The following is a 19,901-nucleotide window of genomic DNA, read 5'->3' as shown; positions in this document are numbered from 1 at the left end:
TAAAGCCAAATTAAAATTCAGTGCCTTCTACACGTTGAATATCAGCATGCAATATCGTAAGCTTTTCTTCAATCCGTTGATAACCGCGGTCAAGATGATAAACACGAAGCACTTCAGTAGTGCCTTCTGCTGCAAGCCCTGCAATTACAAGCGATGCACTTGCTCTAAGATCTGTTGACATAACTTTAGCGCCAATTAATTTTTTAACCCCTTTCACAATAGCATTATTTTCATTTACATTTATATCTGCACCAAGACGCATTAATTCTGGGATGTGTTTGAAGCGATCTAAATAGATAGTATCTGTTATTTTTGAGGTTCCATTTGCAAGACACATTAACGCTGTCCACTGAGCTTGCATATCTGTAGGAAATCCGGGGTAAACTGCAGTAGCAACATCAACGGGATTTATTTCAAAATCGTTTGCAATAAGTTTCACTCTGTCTTCCATAGTTTCAACTTGGCAGCCGCAGTCTTCCAATTTAGATAATACTGATCTAAGATGAGTCGTGTTCGAGTTTGTCAATTCGACTTGTCCACGCGTTATTGCAGCAGAGATTAAAATAGTTCCGGCTTCAATTCTATCAGGTATGGTTTCAATTGAAGCAGGCATTAGATTATCCACCCCCTCAATCATTAAAGAATTAGAACCGGCTCCATCTATCTTAGCCCCCATTTTAATTAAAAACTCAGTTAGGTTTTGTATTTCTGGTTCGGTGGCAGCATTATTAATTTGAGTGATACCATTTGCCAGCACAGCAGCCATCAAAATATTTCCGGTTGCTCCAACAGATGAAATATCAAAATTTATTTTAGCACCATTTAACCTGCCTCCTTGAGATCTTGCAATGATGTAACCCTCAGACAGTTCAATTTCTGCTCCCATTTTTTTTAATGCTTCCAGGTGAAGATTTATCGGTCTTGGACCCCAAGCACAACCGCCCGGCAATGAAACTTTTGCATAACCAAATCTTGTGAGTAATGGACCTAATACATAAACAGAGGCTCTCATTTTTTTTACATATTCATAAGGAGCATCCTGAGAAATAATGTTGCTGGTATCTAATCTAAGAGTATGATTTTCAAAATTACTTGTCACACCAAGATGCTGTAATAATTTCATCATAGTGAAAACATCATTGAGGCGTGGCGTATTTGACAAGGTAGAAATTCCTGAAGTCAATAAGCAAGCAGGCATTAAAGCTAGAGAAGAATTTTTTGCACCGCTGACAGTTATACTTCCGTGAAGTTTTTTCCCGCCGTGTATTATAAATTTATCCATAAAATGTATTAAATAGAATTTACATGTGAATAATTAAATAAATATTTGATACTAAAATAATTAAGAAGTCCGAGGCTTTAACCTCAACAAATTTATTATTCAGAAACTTCTGATAAATTATTTATCACCGAAGTCAACCCACTAAATATCAGGCGCAATGGTGAAATAGATAATGTTGCGGATCATTGGATTTCAAAAGTACATTAGTCATCCAGAAATGATAACAGTATTTTTTTGATTAGAGATTTTCGAGGAAGTACTTTCACAGTCATTTCTTTTGCAGACGCTTTTGAAATTTCAGAAAGAAATTCATCACAATTTGAAAATCTATTTTCGAGATTGCTCGAAACAGCCTTTCCAATAATTGAACGAAAAACTTCGGGGATGATAGCAACTTTCAAATTATGGCTTTTAATTTCGGCATTCAACTTTGTGTTAATAATCTCATAACTATTATTAGCTTGAAGTAATGGTGCGCCAACCAGCATCTCGAAAAAAGTTAATCCGATTGAATAAACATCACTTTGTTCAGTAGCAGGTTCGCCCTCCATTTGTTCCGGACTTAAATAAATAAGTGTTCCCGAATAATTATTTGCATCTGATTCATTAAAATAAAGCGAACTTGAAATTCCAAAATCCATTATCTTGACATTACCATTCATATTTATCAAAATGTTGGATGGCTTAATATCCCGGTGAATTAATCCATGCTTATGTGCGAAAGAAACTCCATACAACACCTGCTTGATAATTGGCACAGCTTCATTCAAAGACAAATATTTTTTCCGCGTGAGTAGTTCCTCTAATGAAAAGCTGTTGAAGTATTCCATGATAATAGCAAAATTATTTTCTGCTTCTTCATAACCATAAACTGCAACAATATTTGGATGGTTAAGTTTAGCCTGGTTCCTTGCTTCATTTCGAAAGCGGTCAACAACTTTAAGATTTTTTGAAAGTGATTCAGATAAAAATTTTATTGCTACAAACCGTTCCAGCTTTAGATCAAACGCTTTATACACAGAACCCATGCCGCCTGTACCGAGTAAATCTAATATCCGATAATGAAAAATTTTTTTTCCTGTCATCTTCAGTTGCTTTGCAGGATTATAAATGAAAAATTATCGGGTGCACCGGCAGATTCAACTTTCTTTACTAATTTTTCTGCTATCTGTCCCAATTGGTTGTGAGCAAGAATATTTTCTATTTCTATCTCATCAACTACCGAAGACACTCCATCAGTACAAATTAAAATTTTGCACCTACCTGCTTCATCAATTCTTATTTTGCTTAAATCAATATTCGGATTTAACGAGCTACCAATAGCATTTATAATAACATTTTTTTTAGGATGAGTTAAGACATCTTTTGGGGCAATATTACCCGCATCAACCAATTGCTGAACAAATGAATGGTCTTTAGTAAGTAATTTTAATTTGCCCGAATGGAAATAATAAATTCTTGAATCACCAATATGCCCCCAATAAATAAAACTCTCATTTAAGAAGACAACCTCGACTGTACTTGACATTCCAAAGTACTTAAATTCTGTTTTCGACTGATGAAAGATATTTGTATTTGCGAATTCAATTGCTGATCTAATTCTTTCGAGATAATCTTTTTCTGAAGTGTTTTTTTTAAATGCCTGATTGATCAGTTCGACAGTTTTTCTGGATGCAAATTCTCCGGCGTTAGTTCCACCTAATCCATCACATACAATGGCTAAAATTCCTTCGGATATTTAAATACTTCGGCGAAATCTTCATTGTTTTTGCGAAGAAAACCAATATTAGAGATGACTGAATAGCTAAAATTCATTTACCCTTAATCCAAATCCATTTAAAATGACATCTTAAAAATTTTACAGACTTTACAGCAGTACTTTTATCCAAATAATTGCTTAACAGACTGTTAAAAAGTATATTTGAACTTTATTTTTTGAAATAGTTTATCTTAATCACAGATTTTCTAAAAACAAATTAATAAATTAGCACTTCATTTAATAGCATTTTATCCCTGCGAGAGTGGCGGAATTGGCAGACGCGCTAGACTTAGGATCTAGTACCGAAAGGTGTCGGGGTTCGAGTCCCCGTTCTCGCACCATTAAGTAAGTTAGAAAGGAAAAATAAATTTGGAATTTAAATCCGAACAGATAAATTCGTCCGAGCTTCAAGTTGAGGTTTCATATACTTATCCTGAGATTAAAAATCTAATTGAATTAGAAGTAAAGAAACAATCAAAAAAAATAAATGTTGATGGATTCCGGAAAGGAAAAGTACCTCCTCAAATCATTAAGCAGCGTTTTGGAGATGCTCTTGAATATGAAGCTGCAGAAAAAATTGCAAATGATAAATTTTGGGAAGTAGTTAAAGAAAAAGATCTAAACCCAATAAATCAGCCTGTTTTAAGTGATTTGAAATTTGAACCAAGATCAGAATTATCTTTTAAAGTAAAATTTGAGATCATGCCAGAAATTCAAGTTGAAAATTATACTGATAATGAAATTTTACTTCCCGATTTTAAAGTGAGTGAAGAAGAAATTGACAAAGAAATTGAATATTTACTTAGATCGAACCGCACATTTGAATCAACAGATTTGGTTGGTGAAGACGATGATTACATTATCGGGGTTGAGATAGAAAGGTTGGATGAATCAGGTAATTCGATGCCTGCAAGTAAAAAAGAAAATATAGAGATTGATTTCACTAATGAAAGAGTTCAGCCTGATATAAAAGTAAATAGCAGGAATAAAAAAGTTGGTGATAGTTTCGATTTTTCATTTACAGATAAGCGAACTATTGAAAAAGAGGATCATTCAAACGAAGAAGTCGAAGAAAAATATTTTTATCGTGCTCTGATCAATAAAATTCAAAAAATTATCCTCCCGAAATTAGATGAAGAATTGATAAAAAAAATCACAAAAGAAAAATTCAATTCCGAGGATCAACTTCGTAACAATATTAAAACTGATATTCAAAATTATTATGATTCGCAGGCAGAGGAATTCTTATCTTCAAAAATTATTTCACAAATTATAAAGAACAACGAATTTGAACCTCCCCGCTCTCTGGTCAATAATGTGATTGAAGAATATCTTCAAAATGAAGAGAAAAATTCTAAAAAAAGAGGCTATGAAAAATTTGATAAGGAACATGCGAGAACACATTTTGAAAAACCTGCTTTGAATGAGGTAAAATGGTTTATGTTAAGTGACCAGATAATCAAAAAAGAAAATTTACAGGCAACAGATCCTGAAATAGAAGAAGAGGCTCAAAAGGAATCTGCTAAAACGAATATCGAATTAGAAAAACTTCTCAGTTTTTATAAATCCCCCAAGCAGAAAGAAAAGTTTACTAATAAAAAATTATGGGATTTTTTAAAATCGAAGAATAAAATTAAGTATGTTCTCCCAGATCAATTACCAAAAAATGAATGAGGAAATTATGAGTAATAAATTTGAAATTTTTAATCAGCTTGTCCCTTACGTAATCGAACAAACAGGCAGGGGCGAGCGAGGCATGGATATTTTTTCCCGCCTGCTTAGAGAAAGGATTATTTTCATTGGAACTGCAATTGATGATCACATAGCGAGCCTTACAATTGCACAATTGATTTTTCTTGAAGCTGAGGATTCTGAGAAAGATATCAACCTTTACATAAATAGCCCTGGAGGTAGTGTAAGTTCCGGCTTAGCTATTTATGACACGATGAAATATATCAAACCGGATGTTTCAACCATTTGTGTTGGAATGGCTGCAAGCATGGGTGCGGTTTTATTAGCTGGCGGTGCGGCAGGAAAACGTACCAGCCTTCCGAATTCAAAAATAATGATACATCAGCCGTGGATAGGCGGGCTGCAAGGACAAACTTCGGATATTGAAATTCATGCACGAGAAATGGTGAAGACAAGAGATACATTATACAAGATCCTTTCTGACCACACGGGTAAACCGATCGAAGAAATCGCAAAAGATTGTGAACGTGATCATTATCTCTCAGCAGAAGAAGCATTGAGTTATCATTTAATAGATAATATTCTCGAAAAAAGAATCCCTATTAAATAAATTTAGCGGCTGCAATATATTTTTGTACGCCGCTTTTATTAATTTGTTATTACAAAAAACTTCTAATGATGAATATTTTTTCGGAATTGTTCAATAAAAAATTTATTAAGTATTTACTATTCATCATTCTAACCTGTCCATACCTTTTATTTCCCCAGAGTTCTGTCGAACATGAATTAAATCAATATTTAGTCAGCTACAAATCTGTAAAAAATATTCCTTCGATTTCAGGAGGTGCGATAAAAAATGGAAAAATTATATGGCTCAAAACTATCGGATTGGCTGATGTTGAAAATTTCGTCCCTGCGACTGATTCGACTGTTTATCGTATTGCTTCTATTTCAAAACTCATTACAGCATCAGCAATAATGCAATTGGTTGAAAAAGGTAAAGTGAAACTGGATGATGATGTCAGAAAATATCTTAATTACTTCCCGAAAAAAAAATACACTTTTACTGTTAGACAATTATTAAATCATACTGCAGGAATACGCGATTATATGCCGGGTGAATTCGACAGCAAAGTTTATTTCCATTCGACAAAGGAAGTCATAAATTTGCTGGCAAAAGATTCGTTAAATTTCGAACCGGGCACCGCTTATCAATACACCACCCTTGGTTATAATTTGCTCGCAGGAATAATCGAACAAGTAACCGGGATGTCATATCTCGATTATGTTACGAATAATATATTTAAGCCGCTCAAGATGAATCGAACATCTCCGGATATTCAAAAAGATATTATTTATTACCGGGCAAAGGGGTATATCAGAGATAACGCGAGGGAGCTAAAAAATGCACCACTGGCTGACTTGAGTATTAAATACCCGGGTGGGGGTTTTTTATCGACAGCATCCGACTTGTTGAAATTTGCAAATGCACTTCTCGATGGTAAAATATTTTCGAGGAATTTGCTCGATACAATGGCTGCTCCTACTAAATTAAAAAATGGGAAAAGCCATACTTACGGGATGGGCGTTGACAGACAAATTGATTTCTATGGACGAGTGTATTATACGCATTCTGGAAGCGGCACCGGATTCGTTTCGGAGATTGTGATCTACCCCGGCCAAAAAATTGCAACAGTACACCTCATTAATTTAAAAGATAGACAATTGGAATCTCCTGCCGCCGAATTTGCTTCGATATTATTAGGGAGTGGTTATCATCCTTTAAAGAAATCGCTTGCGGATAGGCTGCTGCCTGAATTTTTTACCCTGCCTACAGATTCTGTTTTCAACTTATACTCTAAAATCAAATCTGATTCTTCTGAATATTACAATATAAACGAAGAAGAATTTTCTTACTTAGGATATGATTTATTAAAGAATAATTTGGTTGTTGAATCAGTAATGCTTTTTAAACTTTATGTCAGAGAATTCCCCAACTATTATAAGGCATATTCCGGACTTGCAGATGCTTATTTAAGGGATGGAAATAAAGGACTCGCAGCTAAAAATTTTCGTTCTGCTATCAAGCTTAATCCTCAAGATAAATATTCAATCAACAAGTTGAAGAAATTGAGTTCTCAGAAATAAAATAGTTTCCAATCAATAGACCTATTTTTTAATCCTTGATTTCATCATCAAATGATTTAAATTATCCAGCAAAAATTACAATTTAAAATCTGCATGTTAGGACTTCGATTCACTCAATTCATTAAAAAACTTTCAAAGGATAATTCTTTTGAAAGTCTTTTCAAATTATTTCTTCAACTTCTTACAGTAACTTCAGGTGATCTAAGCGAAGCATTAAACTGGTTAAATGAGCTCGATAGAAAATACAAACTTACAGATGATAAATATGGAATTGGCAATTTCATTGATGATTTGAAAGAGAGGAATTATATCAAAGATGATCCCAAAACAGGGTTGAGTATTCCAACTGCTAAAACCGAAAGATCAATTCGGACTCAATCACTTGAAGAAATTTTGGTAAACTTCGTAAGAGCCGCAATGGTAATCATAAAACATTTTTCCCTGGAATCGGTGATGAATCAACTTCCGAAAAGCGAAGTTATCTTTTTGGAGATAGCATTGAACAAATTGATATGACTGATTCTATTAGGAATGCTCAAATAAACCATGGGGTTGAAGATTTCAAATTGACCGAAGATGATCTTGAAGTGGAAGAAAAAGATATTAAATCAATTACTTCAACTGTACTGCTAATTGATATTTCTCATTCAATGATTTTATATGGCGAAGATAGAATTACGCCAGCAAAGAAAGTCGCAATGGCTTTAGCTGAATTAATTGCTGTTAAATATCCAAAAGACACGATGGATTTAGTCGTCTTTGGTGATGATGCGTGGACAATCGAAATAAAGGATCTACCTTATTTACAAGCCGGACCCTATCATACAAATACAGTTGCCGGATTAGATCTTGCAGTTGATATTCTTCGCAGAAGGAAAACGTCTAACAAACAAATTTTTATGATTACAGATGGAAAACCAACTTGCTTAAAGGTTGGGGCAAAATATTATAAAAACAGTTTTGGGCTTGATAGGATGATCGTAAATAAAAGCCTTGACGCTGCTGCAAAATGCAGGCGGCTCGGTATCTCAATTACTACTTTTATGATTGCTAATGACCCCTACCTACAGCAATTTGTCAGAGAGTTCACAAAGACTAACAATGGCAGGGCTTTTTACAGCAGTCTGACTGGATTAGGAGAATATATTTTTGAAGACTACATTCGCAACAGAAGAAAAAGAGTAAGATAATTTAAAATCAGGAACAGGAATGGATATAAAAAGTATTTCAACACTGGGTGATTTATATGCATCCAACTATAAATCAAAATCTATAAAACAAGAATTAAGAGAAAATTTAATTCGTTCATTAAACGAAGGAACAAACCCGCTTGATGGAATAATTGGATATGATGAAACTGTTATCCCGGATTTGCAGACTGCAATTTTATCAAGACACAACATTATCTTGCTGGGTTTAAGAGGGCAGGCAAAAACCAAAATAGCAAGGCTTCTGATTAATTTATTAGATGACTATATCCCCATCGTAAGCGGGTCTGAACTCAATGATGATCCACTCAAACCAATTTCAAAGTTCGCCAAAGATTTGATTGCCGCTAATGGAATGAGTACACCTATCACATGGCTTCACAGAACTGAAAGGTACTCGGAGAAACTTGCAACGCCTGATGTTTCAGTTGCAGATTTGATTGGCGATACGGACCCTATTAAAGCCGCAACATTAAAACTTCCATACTCTGATGAAAGAGTGATTCATTTCGGATTAATACCGCGGTCGCATAGATGTATTTTTGTGATGAATGAATTACCGGATTTGCAGGCAAGAATTCAAGTTGCGCTTTTTAATATCCTCCAGGAAAATGATATTCAGATTCGTGGATTTAAAATTCGATTGCCGCTTGATGTTCAATTTGTATTTACAGCAAATCCCGAGGATTATACGAATCGCGGCTCAATCGTTACACCCTTGAAGGATAGAATCGAAAGCCAAATCCTTACCCATTATCCAAAATTAATTGCCGACTCTATGAAGATAACTGAACAGGAAGCCAAATTGACTCCTGACCAGATTCAAAAAGTAATTGTACCGGATTTAATTAAGGAATTGATTGAGCAAATTTCATTTGAAGCTCGAGGAAGTGAATATATTGATCCTAAAAGTGGAGTCTCAGCGCGATTGACAATTTCAGCTTTTGAAAATCTTATTAGCACTGTTGAGCGAAGAGTAATCTTAAACAATGCGTTGCAATCTGTTGCAAGAGTGACGGATATCTACGGAGTGATACCAGCGATAACAGGTAAAGTGGAATTAGTCTATGAAGGCGAGCAAGAAGGTGCAAGTAAAGTAGCAAATATTCTTATCGGTAAATCTATAAAAAGTGTTTTTGAAAATTATTTTCCATCACCCGAAAAATTAAAAAAACAAACTGATAAAAACATTTATCAACCCATCATAAGTTGGTTTAGCAAAGGAAATACCATTGATCTTTTAATGCTTTGCACTGATGAAGAATATAGAAACACCTTGAGAAAAATCCCCGGACTTGATTCGATTGTTGAAAATATAATTAAACCCGAAGATGAAAAGATAAAACTATTGATGATGGAGTTTATTCTTTATGGGTTATCTGAGTTTTCCCAGTTGAGCAAATTTAAATTGGAGAATGGAGTTAATTTTAAGGACATATGTTAAGTTCAATTTTTACTATGAACAAAGAAGAAGATGAATTTGGTAATGAACAATTTGAATAAAAAAATGCCGGACGTAAAAGTCCGGCAGTAATTTTTAAAATGCTTAAAATTATTTTAGTAGTACCATTTTTCTAAGCTGAGTAAATTGTTGACCATTTATCCCGTCAGCTTTTAATTCATAAAAATAAATTCCACTGCTAAGATTATTGCCGTTATTATCTTTTGAATTCCAGACAAAACTATGATAACCCGCTCTTTGTTCGGTGGTATTCAAAACAGTAACCACTTCACCAAGTAAATTATAAATCACCATTTTTACTTTTGCATCAACAGGAAGAGCATACTCTATTGTAGTTGATGGATTGAATGGATTAGGATAATTCTGATTCAAAGAAAACTGTTCAGGCAATGAAGATTTTGGATTATCATTAACATCAGACGGAATACCCGACAAGAAAGAAAGTCCGTTTATGTTTTTGTATCCGGTAAAGCCTACTGATTTAGCGGTCAGAGTTGATAAATCATAACGAATCAATTCATTGATTGCACCACTTAAACCTGTGCTAATATACAGAACCGGAGTGCCATCGAATGCCATTGCATTGTAAGTTTTGCTATTGAAGCCGGTTCTACCAACCAACAATGTATCTCCCGTCAAAGGATTGATCTCATAGATTTTATCTTTAGGTTGACCAAAAACATTCGGCTGACAAGCATACATCTTATTAGTTTTGCTGTCAATGGTGATGTTGTTGATACCAATATGTGCATCTGATTGAACTGTGAATATCTGATTTTCAAGATCAATAAAATAAATCAGACCTGTGGCAGAAGCTCCGTATAAAGTACCTAATGTATCAAAAGCAATACCTTCCAAATTGCTTATTGGCATTGTTAACAATTCAAATGTCCCACCATGTGCGGCATCAATTCTATAGAATACAGTATTAAACTCATCAGTGCTTATTCCATATAAAATTTTTGTTACGTGATTAAGAGCAACACCTGTAAGATTATCTTCGAACGAAATTCCAATCAGCGAACTTGTCGCATTTGAAGTATCAATCGCAATAAGCCTGCCATCACTTGAAGCACCAGAATAGCCATAAAGAACATTATCTAAGACAGAGCTTATAGTGAAGCCTCTTGCAGATAAATCGAATCCAGTGAACTCAGGATCATTAGAAGTGATTGGATAGTTTATTTGGAATAAACCGGTATCAGTCGGAGCAAATACAAAATCTATCTGCAGGCTGTCATAGGAATTCAGCGTAACCGGAAATGTTATTATTGAAGTCATCAAATATTGACCAAAACTGGAAGGTATATCGGTTATGATCATAGGATCGGAGCCTATGTTTCTTAGTTTTACCGAGTAAGGTGAGCTTTGGGAACCAACCTCAACTGTCTTTAAATCAACTGAAGGTGTTTCCGTATAAGCGTGAACCCCGGGATAAGGAACCATTCTCACTTCGCCAATCCATGTTCCCCAGATATTTGTACCTGCAGCATATTCAGACAACATCCAGACATTATATTCATTCGATGGATCGAGAAAGACTCCCAAATAATCACCCCAGCGATTTCTGCCAGAGCCATAATCAACCACGTAATTACCCTTACCTTCTTGCAGCACTCTGCTTCCTTCTAATGTTCCCGGAGGATCGGATGCGAGTTTTGTGGTGAAATAAGAGCCGATGTATTCTGTATCAGCAGATCGGCTGTAAGTCATAGCCATGTTTTGATCTTTATCAACAGTGATTGCTGGATAAATATAATAGAACCCTTCTGCACCAAGAGCACCATTATCCACAAGTGTATTTGAATTTACATCAATCTGATAATATTGGATTGAAGAGTTGGTTGCAAAATTAGGGTTTCGAATAGAATGAATTGCGTAAAGAATTCCATCTCGAAACACGGGTTGAGTTCTAACTCTTGCACCGCCACTTTCGATAAGAATTGTACTGCCACCCAATTGATTAGCCAATGGAGTTTGAGTATAGGATGGAACTGCAATATTAACCCCACTCAAAACTGGTGAACCAATTGGATCTGTTATTTTGTAAAGTGAAACTGTATTCCCACCTGAGGATGAAGCGTAAAGAAAGTAATAGTCACTGCTGACTGTGTACATATGACAAGGTTCTATTACATCAACTCTTGTACTTCCACCGGGATTTGTAATATCCCAAAAATCTGTCCAGGAAACTGCGCCACCATTTGCGTTATATAATTCAGTTTTATTAATTATTCTAATTTTATTATACTGATAGACACCCGAAGTAAAAGTAAACGATCGCGAATTGATATATATCGCCTTATCATCAAAACCCATTTGAGGGTAATCTCCCCAATTATTCACGGATGTGCTTCCATTCTGATCAGCCGGAATAGCATAATTATACCAGAATCCATTTGGATCATCATCATCCGAAACGGATATTAAAAAGTAAGCTGATTGCGCGGCATCATTTTGATTATCATACAAAATCACCCATCTACCAGAAAAATGGTCATAAATAACTTGCGGATCAAAAGCGCCGGGATTTGGAAGAGCAGAATTATACCAGGAATCTGCACTAATATTGTTGATTTCATTCCCCTCTTTATCAAAGATAGTAAACTCGCTATTTACACAAGCAATGATATGATTCGGACCTGCAGCAATGATAGGATCCGGCGGGATAGAATTTGTCATCGGTATGCCAGGGAAACTATGCAGCAATAATGTCTCGCTACCTCCTCCCAATGGGTTATCTACTACCGATTTATCTTCAATATAATTCATTTTGGGGAGTTCGTAACCATAATTAATAAAGTATGGTTCTTCAATCGGTTCTATAATATTTTTTGGACCACGAACTATTTCTTCACCTGTGCCAACAGGAGCTGAAAAATTATCAGTTGTAACCAAAACACCACCGGTAATACTGCCGACTGCTGGTCCCTGATAGCTTTGGGCTAAAACTGATAATGATGCCACACTAATAAAAAAACATAATATTAGAGTAACGAGTTTTTTCATCACTTACCTCTTTGATTATTTAGGGAAAATTAAATTATTATAAAAATTAACTATTAGATTTAACATTAAAATTACATCCAGCGAAAAGTAAAATCAAGTTATTTTCTATTCATCAGTCAAGATACTTTATTAAGAAATATAATTATTATTTCTTGTAAGTCTCAAGGATATATTTTGCTACAGCTTCTACTTCGTTAGGTTTAAGCCCGGGGTTTGGCATTGGGGGATATGCAGCATTTACCTTAACGGGGTTTTTAATAAATGAAATAAGCTGGGCTAACTTGCCTTCATATTTAGGTAACGTTTCTTTGTATGGAGGACCAACTAACTTAACGTCAAACTTATGGCAGGCGGAACACCTTGTATTAAAAATATCCTGTCCGCTTACAGCTACAATTCCTGTTTCCCCCTTCAAATCTGCGAGATACTTCTCGTACTGAGAAGCTAAAATTAGAGAGTGAGTCTTAGTGGCATTCGACATTATCAATTGATCTTTAATCGTCAAAGAGAGCAAGGCAAAGAGAAGTGAATAAAAGACTACTCCGCCAGCACTAATAGCTGTCCCTTTATTTAGGGAATATAATGAATGATAGGAGATAAAAATCAGTACCAAACTAATAATGGAAAATCCAAAAATTGAACCAGATAAAAGTTCTGCAGGAATATTTATTAGTGTAAATAAAATTAACAGAGGAAGAGAAATAGCTGACCACAAAGTAATTTTTGATGTCTGCTCTTTGACAAAATTCTTAATCTCATTTGAATACTTTTTATTTCCACCCTCCCAATAAAAGAAAGAAAACAGGAGCGTCGAGCCTGCAAATGCTAACGAGAAAAAAATAAAAAGTAACAGCTTGATGATAACTGGAAATGAGAATAGTCCACCAATAAATGATAATTTGATGGTATCTACATTGCTTGCTTCATTCAATCCTGCAACAAAAAACCAAATTGAAAAAAATAAAAAAACTATTCCATTTCGACCCGTTTTTGAAGCAAGTTTGATTGCACTTGATTTTAATTGTAGAAAATCTTCCTGCGCAGATTCATTCGGAGATTGGTGCACAGGTTCAAATATCTGACTAAAATTAAAAGAATATCGGTAAGTATAAATCAAAATAATTGCCGGTAGTAGAAATAAAAACGAGACCATCAGATAGCTTAGAGCAGAATCTCCAGACTGATCCAATAACTGCGCATAAATAAGAATTATTGCGATTAATGGGACAATACCCAAAATTATTCCTATGCTTTTGTTAATAGTACTTGTGTTGATAAATTCCTTTGCAAGTATTTCATAGTTTCTATCCCCACCTTTCTCATATTTTCGTTTATAGAAAATTGAGAACAGTGTTCCGCCAAAAATTAAAGAAATAAATGGGATGAAAAGAAATAAAACCAGCAATAGCATGTAATGGAGTAGTTCTATATGCTCTGCTGATTGAGGTAAAACAAATTTATCTAAAAATGTCATCTGACTACTACCTGTTTTATATATTTGAGAGAAGTTTATCTAAAGAAATAAGTACAATTACAATTAAAGCAAAAATATTTATTTGTCTGAAAGCCGGAATAACTTCAATTCGACTTCCTGTGCCCGTTATTAATTTAACGGCTCTAACAGTCAACCAGATCCCGGCAGCTAAAAGTAACACATTTATAAAAGTGAATTTAGTCAGTCCGTATAGAGGGATTATAATCGCTGATACTGCTGTAGCTGCTATCCAAACAAATGTGATTCTACTTAATTGTGCCTGACTAAATATTTTTGTTAATGTCGGGAACCCTGCACTTTCATATTCTTTATTCAGCATTAATAGTAAGAGCCAGAAATGAGGGATTTGCCAGATGAAAAAGAAAAATGCTATCATTAAACTTGCAGGATCAAAAATATCACCGCCCGAAGCAACCCAGCCTATCATCGGAGGGATAGCTCCGACTAATGATCCGGGAATAATTGCAAGTGCCGTTTTCTTTTTTAACGGAGTGTAAATAGCATTATACCAGAGCAAGTTTAGCAGCCCAAGCAGCAGCGTAATCCAACCGGAAAAGAAAAATAATAGACCTGAGCCAATTAAAAATAAAATTGCAAAAATCAAAAGTGCTGATGCTGCCGAAATTCTGCCGGAAGGAATCGGGCGCTGTTTTGTCCTTTCCATAATGGCATCGGTAGTTCGTTCTTGAATGTGATTTAATACTGCCGAACTGCAAGCTAAGAACAATATTCCTAAAGCTGGTGTAATCAGCGAAGTATTTATTTTTCCCGTGTTGCTGACAAACCCGAAGACAGCGGTAACTGTAACAAAAAAAGTTATTCTAAACTTTGTTAACTCTAATAATATTTCAATTTTATTTTTCAAAATTTATTACTTGCTTCCCTTTGAAGAATTAACTTTATCATTTAACCACAAGTCGAATTTAGCTTGAGGCAAAGCAATCACTTTATTGTACATGTAAGAGTGATTTAATCCACAGTATTCTGCACAAGCAATATCATAGACACCTTCTTTCGCCTCGAACCAAACACTTCTCTTCAATGATCCCGGATAGACATCTTTCTTGATTCTGAATGCCGGGACAAAAAATGCGTGATTCACATCCATCGAATGCAAATTTAGCAAAACAGGTTTATCAGAAGGAACATACAAAGTATCGTACTGAACCCCTTCCTTGTATGTAAAAGTCCATTTCCACATTTGAGCGGTCACATCAATTTGATATGCATTTTCCGGCGGATAAGACATGTCTAAATAGCCTGTCCACCCAAAATAAAACATCACCAAGACAAGAATGGTGGGAATTAAAGTCCACGTGATCTCAAGTCCCATATTGCCGTGGATGTTTGAAGGTCTTGGATTTTTTTTGCGGCTATATTTAATAACAAAATAAATCATCAATCCGGTGATAAGAACAAGAAAGAAAATTGACACAACGAGTGTTATTAAAAAAGCTGTGTCAACAGAATTTACAAAAGATGATGCGCCTGATCCTTGATTCATATTATTTACCTTGCAACAAAAGAATAATCTGAGAATAAAAGAATAATTGAAATGAGCACAAAAAATATCGCAACACCAACAAAAATTCTAAATGCTTTTTCTTCGCTTCGTAAATGCATAAATATTGTCAAAACCAGGTATGATTTAATTGAAGCTATTATTAAGGCAGTAGCTACGGTAAAGTTGCTCAAATTTATCCCCGCAACAGCAACAGTAATTGCGGTCAAAGTCATTAAGGACATCCATACTAAAATGTATATCCCATAACCGGTGGTGTGCTCTTCATGTTTTTCGCTAATATGCATTTAATTACCTTAAGTGATTAAGTAAAATAGAGGGAACAAAAATATCCAGATTATATCAACAAGATGCCAATACAATCCTGCTGATTCCAATTTTACAAAGCTTTCAGACGTTATTATCTCCTTCTTAGTCAGCCTTGTCATATATCCGATTAAAATCATTCCTATTATAACGTGGAGACCGTGCAGTCCCGTCATTACATAATATAATCCAAAGAAAAGGATTTCACCATTTGGTTTATCAAGTAATTCGGGAGAACCGGGGAAAATACCATGATGGAATTTGGCAGTCCATTCAAAATATTTATTAACCATAAATGATAACGCAAGTACGATTGTAATAACCTGAAAAAATATAGACAGGTTTTTGTTTTTCTTCTGAATTGCGGCAATTGATAAAGCCATTGTTAAACTGCTTGTTAGAAGAATAGCAGTATTAAAAGTACCCATCACTGTATTCAATTCTTTTGCGGCAAGATGAAAATCAACCTGATGCGTAAACCTATAAACAGAGTAAATAAAAAACATACCTCCGAATAACAATAATTCGGTGAATAAGAACAACCACATTCCCATTCGCGAAGCTACATCATCGCGGTGAACGTGAGCCACAGCGTGATCTTGACTGCTCAATTAACTACCTCCTGTTTAAGATTTACTGAATCATTAATTTTATAGTCGTAAGGTCCGGCAGTAATTGTCGGAACATCGTGATAATTTTCTAAAATTGGTGGAGTTTGAACTTTCCACTCCATGGTCTCGCCGCCCCAGATATTATTTTCAGTAACTTTCCTTCCGCCCCTAAATGAACGATAGAAATTATAAAACATTAATAAAATTCCTGAAATTAAAATCCACGAACCAATCGTCGAAATTACGTGGTAGGTTTGAAATTCGGGAAGATAATCATAATATCTTCTTGGCATTCCGAGCCAGCCCATAATAAACATCGGGAAATAAAGGGTGTTAAATCCGACGAAAACAATCCAAAAAGCGACCTTGGCAACAGTAAGATTGTACATTCGAGCAAACATTTTGGGAAACCAGTAATGCATTGCCGCAAAAATACCAAAACCTGTTCCGCCAAACATTACATAATGAAAATGAGCAACGATAAAGGAAGTATCGTGCACTTGAATATCTACAGTCAGAATACCTTGCATTATGCCGGTCAAGCCTCCAATAGTGAAAAGGAAAATAAACGCAAGAGCATAAAGCATCGGGGGGGCTAATTCAATAGAACCTTTGTAGAGTGTTGCAGTCCAGTTAAAAACTTTAATTGCACTGGGAATTGCAACCACCATTGTTAAAAGCGAAAATACAAATTGTGAGGTGTTGCTCATTCCTGCTGTAAACATGTGATGCGCCCAGACTAATGAGCCAAATAACGCAATTGCGATACTTGAAAAAGCAATGAACTTGTAACCAAAAATAGTTCGTCTCGAAAAAACCGGGATAATTTCTGAAACTATCCCCATCGCAGGTAAAATCATAATGTAAACGGCAGGATGCGAGTATATCCAAAACAAATGTTGAAATAGAACAGGATCACCGCCAAGTGCAGGATCGAAAATACCAACTCCAAATGCTCTTTCAACAGCAACTAAAAGCAAAAGTAATCCCGACAATAGGAGTAGCAAGCACCTGAACCCAGGCTGTGGCATAAAGTGCCCAGGTAAATAGCGGCATCTTAAACCAACCCATTCCCGGCGCCCTTAAGCGATGAATTGTAGTGATAAAATTTAACCCGGTGAGTATCGAGGAGAATCCTAATACAAATGCACCAAACAAAGCGAACATAACATTCGTTCCAGTCCGAACGCTATATGGGATATAAAATGTCCATCCAGTATCTACCGGACCGCCTGGCAATAATAATGATACAAGTACCAGTAAAGCTCCAATAATATACAAGTACCAGGACAATAAGTTCACTCTTGGAAATGAAACATCTTTCGCCCCAATCAAAATTGGCAGGAAAAAAATTTCCAAATACTGCGGGTAAACCAGGAATCACAAACAAAAAAATCATTATCACTCCATGGAGAGTGAAAAACGAATTATAAGTTTGTGGATCAATGATGGTCTTCCCGGGCGAAATCAGTTCCAACCTCATCAGGAACCCGAAAGTCATTCCGGTAAGGAAAAAGATAATTAATCCTGTGAGGTATAGTATTCCAATTCTTTTGTGATCAGTCGAAAGTATCCATCCAAGTAACCCGGTATGTTTTCCTTTATACTCAAGATAACTCGGTTCTCTTCCATTATTTTTTAATTCATTAACGTCACTTGCCATATTTATCCTTAAGTAATCCTCGGCTTTAATTTTTTTGGTTTTAATTTAATTACAAAAAATATAAATACCCCTGCGAACAAAATTATAATAGCACCAAAAATCCTTGTAAGATTCAAAACATAAGTTTGACCTTCGGGGCTATAACTAAAGCAATACTGTAAAACGCGTGCTATAGTCGTACCTACTCTTCCATCTGATGCTTCCATCAACGCCATTTTAAAGTCGAAAGGCAAAATTCCAAAACCCCTGCTATCTGAATAATCAGGAAATATGTATCTACAAATTTTTCCATCCGGAGAAAGAAAAATTAATGCGCCCGTGTGAGCAAAGTCTTCACCATCCCTTTTAAAATAAAATCCAGCGGATTGTGTGCACTTCAAAATATTTGTACTGTCACCGGTGAGAAACACCCAGGCATTTGGGTTAACTTGATGATTGATCATACCTAAAAAATTATTCTTTTTAGATGTTGCAATTGCAGAAGTTTCATCGTCATTTATACTTATGCAAATAATTTTGTAATCCGTACCAAGATTTAGATCAACTTTGTTAACAACATCAGCAATTTCCAACATTAATGGATTGCAAATACTTGGACATTGATAATAAACGAATGCTATGACTACAGGTTTATCTACTAAATCTTTTAAGAGAATGGTTTCGTTTGATTCATTTTTAAACTGCGCATCAAGCGAAATATATTTTCCCAACTGCTCATCAATTCCCACTTCAATTTTTTTATCATTTCCAAATGCGGAATTGATTAAAAGAAATGAAATAAAAATTAATTTTATATGAAATTTCATATTGAATTAAAACTTTTGATTTACATAGTTAAACAATACGTTCCAATCTTCCAAAGTCAATCTAAAAACCGAATTACTGAATCCATTTTGGTTTACTTCATTCACTACTAAACTAACGAATTGATTCTGATTATTCTTCCAGCTAATATCATTCATTAGAACCGCAATTGCTTTCGAAACATTGGAAGTATTATCTTTTAATAATTCCGCACCTCTTTCTGAACTATTCAAAATTTCGGGAATTAATTTTTGAATGAATTCAGATTTCTTTTCAGCTTCGTTCGACGAAATAATCATTGCGCTTTTAACAGGTATTTGCGCGGGGATATTTTGAACCTTTGATAGATTATAGGTCGCATCAAGTAACGATAATTCATCAGGAGTATCCTTCGGTGCATTCTTTAAAAAAGTTTCCCTTATATAATGCGCCAATGCGAACCTGTCCTCAGGAGTTAAAAAATTATAAGAAATCATTCCACTTCCCGGTATTCCTTCTTCGAGTGTTTTGTAAATGCCACTAATCAGCGGGCTGTTTTTCCAGCCATCCGCAGATGTGAAGTTGCGAGGAGGGGGATTTAATGCGACGCCGCCGGGACCGTTTCCCTGACCGGTTTCTCCATGACACGATACACAGGAAGTTTGGAACAATGTTTTACCCTTCTCTACTAGTTCAGCACTTGCTACAGAAACTACATTTAGATCTATTGAGGGAACGCTTTTTGCCTCCATCAAAACAAGGTCAGTATCTTTTGTAGTATCGGGAAGTACACCTGGAATTTTTTGTTTAGCAACTTCATTTATCCGTGAGACATAATATAGACCGATAAGTATTCCAATTATAATTACATAGATATAACTAATTCCGAGGATTTTTCCTGGATTATCTAAAACTTCTTTAAATGTACTTTTTATTTTCTCAATCATATTATCAACTTAAA

The 19,901-nt window shown here is 35.2% G+C and carries 14 protein-coding genes, 1 tRNA gene and 3 pseudogenes; 6 read left to right on the top strand and 12 right to left on the bottom strand.

The features are described from left to right. Positions 1-10 precede the first annotated feature (10 nt). The 3 genes from murA to IPH11_18510 form a co-directional block, all read right to left on the bottom strand. On the bottom strand, positions 11-1,282 hold the full coding sequence (gene murA / locus IPH11_18520; GenBank protein MBK6915555.1) for a UDP-N-acetylglucosamine 1-carboxyvinyltransferase: 1,272 nt from the start codon (positions 1,280-1,282) through the stop codon (positions 11-13). Positions 1,283-1,485: 203 nt separating this feature from the next. Beyond that, the gene (locus tag IPH11_18515; GenBank protein ID MBK6915554.1) at positions 1,486-2,367 is read right to left on the bottom strand and encodes a serine/threonine protein kinase; all 882 of its coding nucleotides are present in this window, start codon (positions 2,365-2,367) and stop codon (positions 1,486-1,488) included. A 2-nt stretch (positions 2,368-2,369) separates the two neighbouring features. Further along, complete coding sequence (locus IPH11_18510) at positions 2,370-3,020, bottom strand: serine/threonine-protein phosphatase (protein MBK6915553.1); 651 nt, start codon at positions 3,018-3,020, stop codon at positions 2,370-2,372. Positions 3,021-3,297: 277 nt separating this feature from the next. Here IPH11_18510 and IPH11_18505 point away from each other — a divergent pair. The 6 genes and pseudogenes from IPH11_18505 (at position 3,298) to IPH11_18480 (ending at position 9,592) form a co-directional block, all read left to right on the top strand. Further along, positions 3,298-3,382: transfer RNA gene (locus IPH11_18505), tRNA-Leu, on the top strand. A 28-nt stretch (positions 3,383-3,410) separates the two neighbouring features. Continuing rightward, complete coding sequence (tig, locus tag IPH11_18500; protein ID MBK6915552.1) at positions 3,411-4,715, top strand: trigger factor; 1,305 nt, start codon at positions 3,411-3,413, stop codon at positions 4,713-4,715. Between the two features lie 7 nt (positions 4,716-4,722). Continuing rightward, complete coding sequence (gene clpP, locus IPH11_18495; protein ID MBK6915551.1) at positions 4,723-5,343, top strand: ATP-dependent Clp endopeptidase proteolytic subunit ClpP; 621 nt, start codon at positions 4,723-4,725, stop codon at positions 5,341-5,343. Positions 5,344-5,411: 68 nt separating this feature from the next. Continuing rightward, on the top strand, positions 5,412-6,881 hold the full coding sequence (locus tag IPH11_18490) for a serine hydrolase (GenBank protein ID MBK6915550.1): 1,470 nt from the start codon (positions 5,412-5,414) through the stop codon (positions 6,879-6,881). A gap of 93 nt (positions 6,882-6,974) precedes the next feature. Then, positions 6,975-8,071: pseudogene (locus IPH11_18485) on the top strand (VWA domain-containing protein). Between the two features lie 19 nt (positions 8,072-8,090). Next, positions 8,091-9,592: pseudogene (locus tag IPH11_18480) on the top strand (magnesium chelatase). A gap of 49 nt (positions 9,593-9,641) precedes the next feature. Here IPH11_18480 and IPH11_18475 read toward each other — a convergent pair. From IPH11_18475 to IPH11_18435, 9 genes and pseudogenes are all read right to left on the bottom strand, one after another. Beyond that, the gene (locus IPH11_18475) at positions 9,642-12,560 is read right to left on the bottom strand and encodes a T9SS type A sorting domain-containing protein (GenBank protein ID MBK6915549.1); all 2,919 of its coding nucleotides are present in this window, start codon (positions 12,558-12,560) and stop codon (positions 9,642-9,644) included. 145 nt (positions 12,561-12,705) lie between these two features. Then, the gene (locus IPH11_18470) at positions 12,706-14,034 is read right to left on the bottom strand and encodes a c-type cytochrome (GenBank protein MBK6915548.1); all 1,329 of its coding nucleotides are present in this window, start codon (positions 14,032-14,034) and stop codon (positions 12,706-12,708) included. Between the two features lie 16 nt (positions 14,035-14,050). Continuing rightward, a complete protein-coding gene (locus IPH11_18465; protein ID MBK6915547.1) occupies positions 14,051-14,920 on the bottom strand; it encodes a protoheme IX farnesyltransferase in 870 nt (289 codons plus the stop codon). A 6-nt stretch (positions 14,921-14,926) separates the two neighbouring features. Continuing rightward, entirely contained in the window at positions 14,927-15,559 is a 633-nt protein-coding gene (coxB, locus tag IPH11_18460) for a cytochrome c oxidase subunit II (protein MBK6915546.1), read from the bottom strand. A 5-nt stretch (positions 15,560-15,564) separates the two neighbouring features. Then, a complete protein-coding gene (locus IPH11_18455) occupies positions 15,565-15,864 on the bottom strand; it encodes a cytochrome C oxidase subunit IV family protein (protein MBK6915545.1) in 300 nt (99 codons plus the stop codon). A gap of 9 nt (positions 15,865-15,873) precedes the next feature. Continuing rightward, positions 15,874-16,437: a cytochrome c oxidase subunit 3 gene (locus IPH11_18450; GenBank protein MBK6915544.1), complete on the bottom strand. Its 564-nt coding sequence runs from the start codon at positions 16,435-16,437 to the stop codon at positions 15,874-15,876. Positions 16,438-16,490: 53 nt separating this feature from the next. After that, positions 16,491-18,157: pseudogene (gene ctaD / locus IPH11_18445) on the bottom strand (cytochrome c oxidase subunit I). Between the two features lie 8 nt (positions 18,158-18,165). After that, positions 18,166-18,963 (bottom strand): SCO family protein, encoded by a 798-nt coding sequence (locus IPH11_18440; protein ID MBK6915543.1) that lies wholly within the window; start codon positions 18,961-18,963, stop codon positions 18,166-18,168. 6 nt (positions 18,964-18,969) lie between these two features. After that, the gene (locus IPH11_18435) at positions 18,970-19,887 is read right to left on the bottom strand and encodes a cytochrome c (protein MBK6915542.1); all 918 of its coding nucleotides are present in this window, start codon (positions 19,885-19,887) and stop codon (positions 18,970-18,972) included. Between the last annotated feature and the right edge of the window lie 14 nt (positions 19,888-19,901).

This window comes from Ignavibacteriales bacterium (assembly GCA_016709155.1).
Classification (GTDB): Bacteria; Bacteroidota; Ignavibacteria; order Ignavibacteriales; family Ignavibacteriaceae; genus JADJEI01.
The sequence above is the reverse complement of the archived record's forward strand: the minus strand, read 5'-3'. Positions and strand labels throughout refer to the sequence as shown.